Genomic DNA, 7,178 nt, shown 5'->3' with positions numbered 1-7,178 from the left:
CGAAAAGACCTTTGAGCGGCGTCAAACGGAGGTGCCGAAGGAGCGACCGCCAGGCCTGTCTCACGCGTTCGCCACAGATGCAACAAAGTCCGCTCAGTGGCTAGCCTATTCCGAGGCGACCGAGATCGAAGGAATGAGCCTTGAACAAGTCGTTGATGACATCTGGACCACGCTTGAGCCCATTGTCGCGTTGCCCTTAAATCTGAAACACGACGCGTTCGGGGGTATTTTTTGCCCTTAATTATGAGATTCGACTGCCATCGGGCCTATGCTTTTCACGCGCTGCCGGGCGATGTGATCAACCGCAGCAAGCAGACGTGGCTCCTTCTCGAAGGCGCGCAATAAAGCAACCCTTGCATAGTCGTCGATGCCAGAGCTCGAGATGGCCGCTTTGACCAGCGGACGAGACTGGGCCGCAGCGATCGCCGCAAGGCAGAACAGCCTCACTTCCGGTCTGGGACTCTGAAGAGCGAATAACGGATCCCCGCGGACGGCCTTTAGCGACATACCAAAGGTGACCGCGCGCATTGCACGTCGAAGTAGATTGGGGCGATTTGACGTCGCTGCGTGCTCAAGCAGCCCTGCCCCGCAGCGAGCGCGGTCTAAAAGTTTTTCTGGCAACTTTTTGTCACCGGGCTTTGCGAGGCTCCGAACAAGTAGGGTCCCACAAAATTGGCAATCAAATGCCCAGGATCGCCGCCAATGCCTGAGCGAGAGGCCACGTCGGGAACACTCGGGGCAAGACTGGAAAGGAACTTGCGCTGTAAGCATCATCTCCATTTTCGTCATTGCCGTAAAAGTCATTGACTGCACGGTGTCGGGATCGACACGCGCAGCGATAGATATCTTTTCCGCATCGGCCGCCTCAACGTCGAAGTCCAGGGCAGCGCCATGTCGCGTATCGACCTCGATATGGGCCAGCAGTTCCGTGTCATTACAGTAGTTGGCCGCAGCCAGCCGAGACAACCAACCTGACAACAACTCGTCTGGCAACGGCGCGACAGTCTTGGGCAGCGGGTGCGGCTTCACACCCGGGACTTCTCAAGCCGCCGCCCAGCGGACGCGTGACGCGACCAAACCGGCGTCCATTTTGCGATCGCGTCATCAGTGATGCATTCCTCGCCTGTGATAATGGCATCGATGGAAAGATCCTTGACCAAAGCGAAGATGCGCGAGGTCACCCCACCGGTCAGTGCAAGTATCTGCTTGAGTGACTTGACCTTCAGGTTGGACTTCTTTTCCAGTGGCATGGCAGCAATAAGGGTCTGGATCATGTCCGAGAACTCGGCATCGTCGCGCCAGTTTGGCAGGTGATGTTCGTCCAGCCGTCGGGCAAGCTGGATATCACCACGGATGGCATCGACGGCCTCGCTGACCCCAAGACAGACCAGTGACACCTCGAGCTCATTGCTGAGATAACGAAGAACATTGAGAAAGCGTCGCTGTTCGCGGTGGGTCCCGGCCAAGAGGTTGTGGACCTCGTCGATCATGATCATCCGCAGGCCAAGGTCGCGCAAAAGCGCAACAACACGGACTTCGAGGGAGGCCACATTTTGAGCGCGCGCGCCCGGTGCCGTGGCCGGTGCCCCGACGGACGCCAGGATGTGCAGATAGAACCGCCGTTCGTCGGGAGCTGGCGGTGCTTGTAACAGCAAGAGCGGCGTTCGCGTAATTCCCGATGCTGGGTCATATTCCGGTGCATATCTGCGCGACAGGTTGCGGGCGATCATCGTCTTGCCGATCCCGGACGCGCCATGCACAAGAAGGCCAGGCATACGGGTTTGCCTTGGCGCTTCGATCATACCCTGCAAACGGTCCAGAACTTGTTCGGCCCGCGGAAAGCCAATCCAGATATCCGATTGAATGAGGGCGATCCGACCGTCTTCCTCTGTTGTCCCTGCCCTCAATTCACCATCTCTCCACTTTGAACAATGGGCGCGATGTATCACCCGTGTCGATCGGGCGCAGCCCTTCGGTTTTCGAGAAAGCCGAGTTGGTGCCCTCCAATGTCCCTTTTCTTTCACGGGATCGGCGTTCGGCCTTCGTTAGGCCCCGGCTTTCAAACTCGATCTGGCGTTGCTGTCGGATCAGCTCAGCCAAGACCAGCTCATTGGACCCGGATTTGCCAAGGGCACGGGCCTTCCTCATGGCTTCGCGATACTCCCAGAGCGGCACGGGCGGAATTTCCAAGTTTCTGTAACGCGCCTCAACATATCGGCCATCGTCCAATTCGACCCAGATCATTGAGATATCGCGAGGGTCGTAGCGAACGACCACCTTCCCATCGCCGCGCCCAATGTGGCCTGCAAGAGCATCCGACCAGTACCGTATCTGGAACAGATGGATGCCGTCACGCCTGACCTTACGCAGTTCGCTCGGCAAGAAGCTCACCCGAAAAGCTTCCATCTCGAAGGGGATGTCACCCATCATTTCCGCTGAGAGTGCCTCCCATTTAGCGACGGGCGTACAGCCAAGACTTGAATGAATGCTGTTGTTGTAGCGGCAGATTTCCAGAGCAAACCAGCGATCGAAGTCGCTTAAGGTCATCGTGGCCATGCCCTCGGCGTCATAGTCGCCCTTGGCCACGACCGAGGACTGCGTTGTTCCAGGCAACAGGTGCACGGCCCCCATCATCGTGCCGATCAATCGTTCGATGTGCCCTCCGAAATGAGGACTGCCTGGCGGCCGATAGACCAGATCGATCCCCCATTCCGCACATGCCGACCGAAAGGCATGCGACCGGAAATCGCGCCCGTTATCGACGTGGATGCTATGCGGTTTACCCTGCGCGGGCCAAGGAACATTGCACACCAATTCCGCCAGAAGTTCCGCTTTGGGGGCTACAGCCTGTGTCAGGCAAAGCGCCACTGACAGACGCGAGGGTGCCTCGAGAGAGGTGTAATATCCGGTCACCATCCGCGTTGCGACGTCGATCGCCAGCGTGACCCAAGGCCGCCCAATTGGTTGGCGTTCAAAACTGTCGACGAGAATGATGTCCGCAGGCGTATGGTCGATTTGCACGACCTCCAGTGGCCGGTTTGCCTTGTTGTCGCCTACGACCGGCGCAAATTTCTGGCGGGCCGCCTTTGCGCCTTCGCGTGCCTTGGCAATTGCGCGGGCGTCCATTGCATCCAGCCTGCGCTGAACCGTCCGACGCGTCGGCGGTTGCAAGCCCTGCTGCCAGCACGCGCTGCGGATTTCTGTCACGACGCGCGACAGGCTTGGACGTTCCCGCCGTAAGAAATAACGGCGAAGATGTTCTTCGATCACCGCTTCCACCTTGCCGGATATCAAGGTTGTACCAGTCGGGCGGCCCCGTTTCCGAGAAGCCAGCGCGCTGGTGCGCCCACCCTCTTCGGCCAGACGCTTTATCCAGCGCCAGACAGTCGCCCTGCTGACACCAAGCTCCCAAACGGCGTCATTGATGCCACTTTCCAGACTGCCAGTTCCTTTGAGATATGCCTGAACAAGCGGACGCAGTACAGCAGCCCTGCGCGCCTCTTCAGCACCAAGGGCAACTGACTCTTCGTCATCATTTTCCATCAACATTTGCCGCAAAAACCTGTGAACCCTGTCTCAGGTTTAAGGGCAAAAATATCGGAATTAAAGACAAAATCTCATATTTAAGGGCAAACGGCGGCCGTTGATTTCGTTGGATTTCCCATCTCACAATTAAGGGCTACGCGACACCTGCTCAGCACCTTGATGACGCGGGGGCTCATGGACGACAGCAGTGGAAAGTGGCCAATCGAGGTAACGACCTTGAAATCGCTTGCGTCACGTGTCATATATGTAGCGACATATGACGCATTGGAGGATCGTATGGCCCAAACAGTATCAGCTGAACACGACATCGCTCGCACCTATGCTCTGCTAGGGGGAAGGGATACCATCCGGAAGCCGGTGCGCAATAACTTGGAGGCGCACGATATTTTGATGTTGGGCTTGCCCTCGGCTGCCCTGCTACACCTCACGTCCCAAGTAGCCTTTCTGGCCGCAGATGCCGTTCTTGAAAAGGCGATCGGGATCAGTGTGAGAACACTTCAGCGTCGCAAGAAGGATGCTCCTGACGCCGTGCTGAGCGTTGACCAGAGCAACCGGACCTGGAAATTCGCTGAGATTCTTGGTCGAGCTTCTGAAATTTTCGGCTCCAAGGCGGAGGCGGAGGCGTGGTTGAACGCGCCCGCGATCGGTCTGGACCAGCGTCGCCCGATCGATCTACTCAGCACGGCCGTCGGGGTGGAGGCCGTTGAGGATTATCTGACGCGTATCGAGTACGGAGTTTATGCATGACGCCTCTGCCTCCCCCGCTGGGGAGCGGGGAGATCCGCTTCTGGCGATTGGATGCGGAAAGGCACGCCGCAACCTGGAATACCGGAGAGGGGAGCTTCCGGGTGGGGGGCAGATGGAACTCGACTGGTACGCGGGCGATCTACGCGTCGATCGATCCGGCCACCGCGACGCTGGAGGTCGCCGTGCATAAGGGGTTTCGTGTTCTTGATACGCAGCCGCATGTTCTGACGTCGGGCCGCATTGTCGACCCAAAGGGTATCCACATTGTGGGGCCGGATGATGTTCCCAACCCAAATTGGTTATATCCGTGTACCCCAAACAAGAACCAGCAGCAATATGGGGATGAATTTCTGAGGGAACACCGTTTCATCCTGATCCCGAGTGCCGTGTCGCGACATAGCTGGAACCTGATTTTTGATGCGACAAAACCAGCGTCTGACTACGACGAAATTACCCAAGAACGCTTTGCTCTCGATCCACGTCTACAGCTCTGAAATATTTAAGATGAATGCCATTTTTCCAAAAACGGTGCTTTTTGACGCCAAAAAGAGGGGCTGGCTTGCACTGATCTGATCCCCGCAAACTCCACCTTCAAACGGTCCAGTTTGCGGGGATCGGATCAAACCGACCATGCACTAACATTCAAACCGGACCACTCAGTGGGGGCAGATCACCTTTTCGTATAAGGAGTCGCTCTTGACAGTAGACATCCCTAATCTGCATGCCTAAGCCGCCACTTTGACGACCAATGCAACCGATCAGACACGCCAGTGCAACTTTAAACAGGTGGATCAAGAGCAATTTGTCGAATCCTTCGGCAACGAGGCCGACAAACCGCTGCTGCGTGTGGTTGCCAACCAAGGGCGATTGGACGACCCTTGCCCAGCCTGGCCCCTCCGGGCGGGCAAACCAGGCCGAAAGGCCGCAAACTGCACTTGATCGGCCGATGACCGTGACCCACAGGCGCGCCAAGAGGGCAGCGGCTGGCGTTACGCTTGACTTGAAAACCCTGCCAGCGCTCAGCACCAGCAAAAATGGTCAAAAATCGAGGCGCCCTAAAGATTGATTGGTTGCAAAAAAGACAGTAAAGCCTGCATTCTCCTAGTGTTCCACGTCTGACATAGGATTCCCAAAGCTGCTCAGCCGTGGCATGAACGGCGGATGAGACGCACCGACATCTGCCTTTATATTGGCCCCGCCGACCGCGCCGAGCTTCAAGCTCTGCTGACCAACCGCAACACGCCGCGCAAGCTCACCTGGCGGGCGGGCATCGTGCTCGCAACATCCGACGGCGCAGGGACGGTTGAGATCACGCGGCGGACAGGCATGTCGAAACCGACGGTCTGGCGCTGGCAGGAACGGTATCTCGATGAAGGTGTGCCGGGACTCAAACGCGACAAGACGCGGCCCTCGCGGGTGCCGCCGCTTCCCAGGGAGATCCGGTTGAAGGTGATCGCGAAGACCGTGCAGGAGACGCCGCCCAATGCTACGCACTGGAGCCGCACGATGATGGCGGAGGCGGTGGGCATATCGCCCTCGAGCGTCGGGCGCATCTGGGCCGATGCAGGTCTCAAGCCGCATATTGTGAAAGGGTTCAAGGTCTCGAACGACCCGCTGTTCGAGGAGAAGGTCACCGATATCGTTGGGCTTTACCTCGACCCACCCGATCGTGCCGTCGTGCTGTGCGTCGACGAAAAGTCCCAGATCCAGGCATTGGATCGCACCCAGCCCGGACTGCCACTGAAGAAGGGCCGCGCGGCGACTATGACCCATGATTACAAGCGCCATGGCACGACCACGCTTTTCGCTGCCCTCGATGTGAAATCGGGCAAGGTCATCGGCGATTGCATGCCCCGCCATCGTGCAAAAGAGTTCCTGAAATTCTTGCGCCAGATCGAAAAGGCCGTGCCCGCCCGGCGTGACGTGCATCTGGTTCTCGATAACTACGCCACCCACAAGACGCCAGAGGTACGGGCCTGGCTGGACAAGCACCCGCGCTTCAAGCTGCATTTCACGCCCACCAGCGCCTCATGGCTGAACCTTGTGGAGCGTTTCTTTGCCGAGATCACATCGAAGCGCATCCGGCGCGGCAGCTACTCCAGCGTCGATGATCTGGAGGCTGCGATTTATGACTATCTGGCCCATCACAACGAGCAGCCGAAGCCGTTCAGGTGGACAAAGAGCGCAGAAGACATCCTCGCCAGCGAGCGCCGCGCGCTCAACGCCCTCGATGAAATCAGGGAAAACAGGTAGGAAGTGTCAGACTCGGAACACTAGAGAAAACGGTAGGGGAAAATGTCTGCAGTTGGTGTTTTGCGAGAGATGATACCGTTTTGCGTCACGGAGATACTGAAACCTATTGGCACGAGGGGTGCTTTGAGCAAGCACGGGACGTCTTTAGACCGGTCGTCGGTTGGTTAATCACGCAAAAAATAAATACCGATCCTTAAACAGTCAAATTAATCACGGCGGTGCTGTCCGGCAAACCCGAACCAGTCCGATCTGATTGTACCCGCTGTAGGGTTTCCAGTGTCTTGAATTCGACGTCAGCAGTGTGCTGTGCCAGCGGCCCGACGTGTGAGATTGACAAAAATCAAATCACATGCGCAGGGCCATGATTAACAATAAACTGTGAGGTTTGGCTGAGTTTACGTATGTGCAGCGCGACAAACAAGATGAGAATCCAGCGTCAATCAGGATGAGAACGCGGGGGTGGTGTCTCGCAGGGAGGGCGTAGCCCGACTGGAGAGATACCACCCCCGCGTTTCGCCTCAATTAGGCGGGTCTGACGGTCGTGGTCGGCTCGGATAGGTAATGATCTTCCACAATGGGGGATTATTCATGCCGGGCCGTCATGTCACTGACCAACAAATGAGGCTATTCAT

General features: G+C 57.3%; 7 protein-coding genes. 4 read left to right on the top strand and 3 right to left on the bottom strand.

Features of this window, described 5'->3' with window-relative positions:
- On the top strand, positions 1 to 241 hold a 241-nt coding region (locus tag VGP75_RS11870), incomplete at its 5' end, for a hypothetical protein (RefSeq protein WP_327543865.1).
- Here VGP75_RS11870 and VGP75_RS11865 read toward each other — a convergent pair.
- Genes VGP75_RS11865 through VGP75_RS11855 form a run of 3 tightly spaced genes read right to left on the bottom strand, consistent with a single transcriptional unit; the run spans position 238 to position 3,543 of the window.
- Positions 238 to 1,029 (bottom strand): TniQ family protein, encoded by a 792-nt coding sequence (locus tag VGP75_RS11865; RefSeq protein WP_327543864.1) that lies wholly within the window; start codon positions 1,027 to 1,029, stop codon positions 238 to 240. The genes VGP75_RS11870 and VGP75_RS11865 overlap by 4 nt on opposite strands.
- Positions 1,026 to 1,907, bottom strand: coding sequence for a TniB family NTP-binding protein (locus VGP75_RS11860; RefSeq protein WP_327543863.1), 882 nt, complete (start codon positions 1,905 to 1,907; stop codon positions 1,026 to 1,028). The genes VGP75_RS11865 and VGP75_RS11860 overlap by 4 nt, the downstream gene beginning before the upstream one ends.
- 1 nt (position 1,908) lies before the next feature.
- Positions 1,909 to 3,543: a TnsB C-terminal domain-containing protein gene (locus VGP75_RS11855; protein ID WP_327543862.1), complete on the bottom strand. Its 1,635-nt coding sequence runs from the start codon at positions 3,541 to 3,543 to the stop codon at positions 1,909 to 1,911.
- Positions 3,544 to 3,822: 279 nt separating this feature from the next.
- Here VGP75_RS11855 and parS point away from each other — a divergent pair, with 279 nt between their 5' ends.
- The 3 genes from parS to VGP75_RS11840 all read left to right on the top strand — a co-directional run bounded on the left by parS (position 3,823) and on the right by VGP75_RS11840 (position 6,546).
- Positions 3,823 to 4,293, top strand: coding sequence for an Xre family toxin-antitoxin system antitoxin (gene parS / locus VGP75_RS11850; RefSeq protein WP_327543861.1), 471 nt, complete (start codon positions 3,823 to 3,825; stop codon positions 4,291 to 4,293).
- On the top strand, positions 4,290 to 4,787 hold the full coding sequence (locus VGP75_RS11845) for an RES family NAD+ phosphorylase (RefSeq protein ID WP_327543860.1): 498 nt from the start codon (positions 4,290 to 4,292) through the stop codon (positions 4,785 to 4,787). Before parS ends, VGP75_RS11845 begins: the two co-directional genes overlap by 4 nt.
- Before the next feature lie 667 nt (positions 4,788 to 5,454).
- Positions 5,455 to 6,546 (top strand): IS630 family transposase, encoded by a 1,092-nt coding sequence (locus VGP75_RS11840; protein WP_327543859.1) that lies wholly within the window; start codon positions 5,455 to 5,457, stop codon positions 6,544 to 6,546.
- Positions 6,547 to 7,178 lie beyond the last annotated feature (632 nt).

The organism is Yoonia sp. (assembly GCF_036007805.1).
Lineage (GTDB): Bacteria > Pseudomonadota > Alphaproteobacteria > Rhodobacterales > Rhodobacteraceae > Yoonia.
The sequence above is the reverse complement of the archived record's forward strand: the minus strand, read 5'-3'. Positions and strand labels throughout refer to the sequence as shown.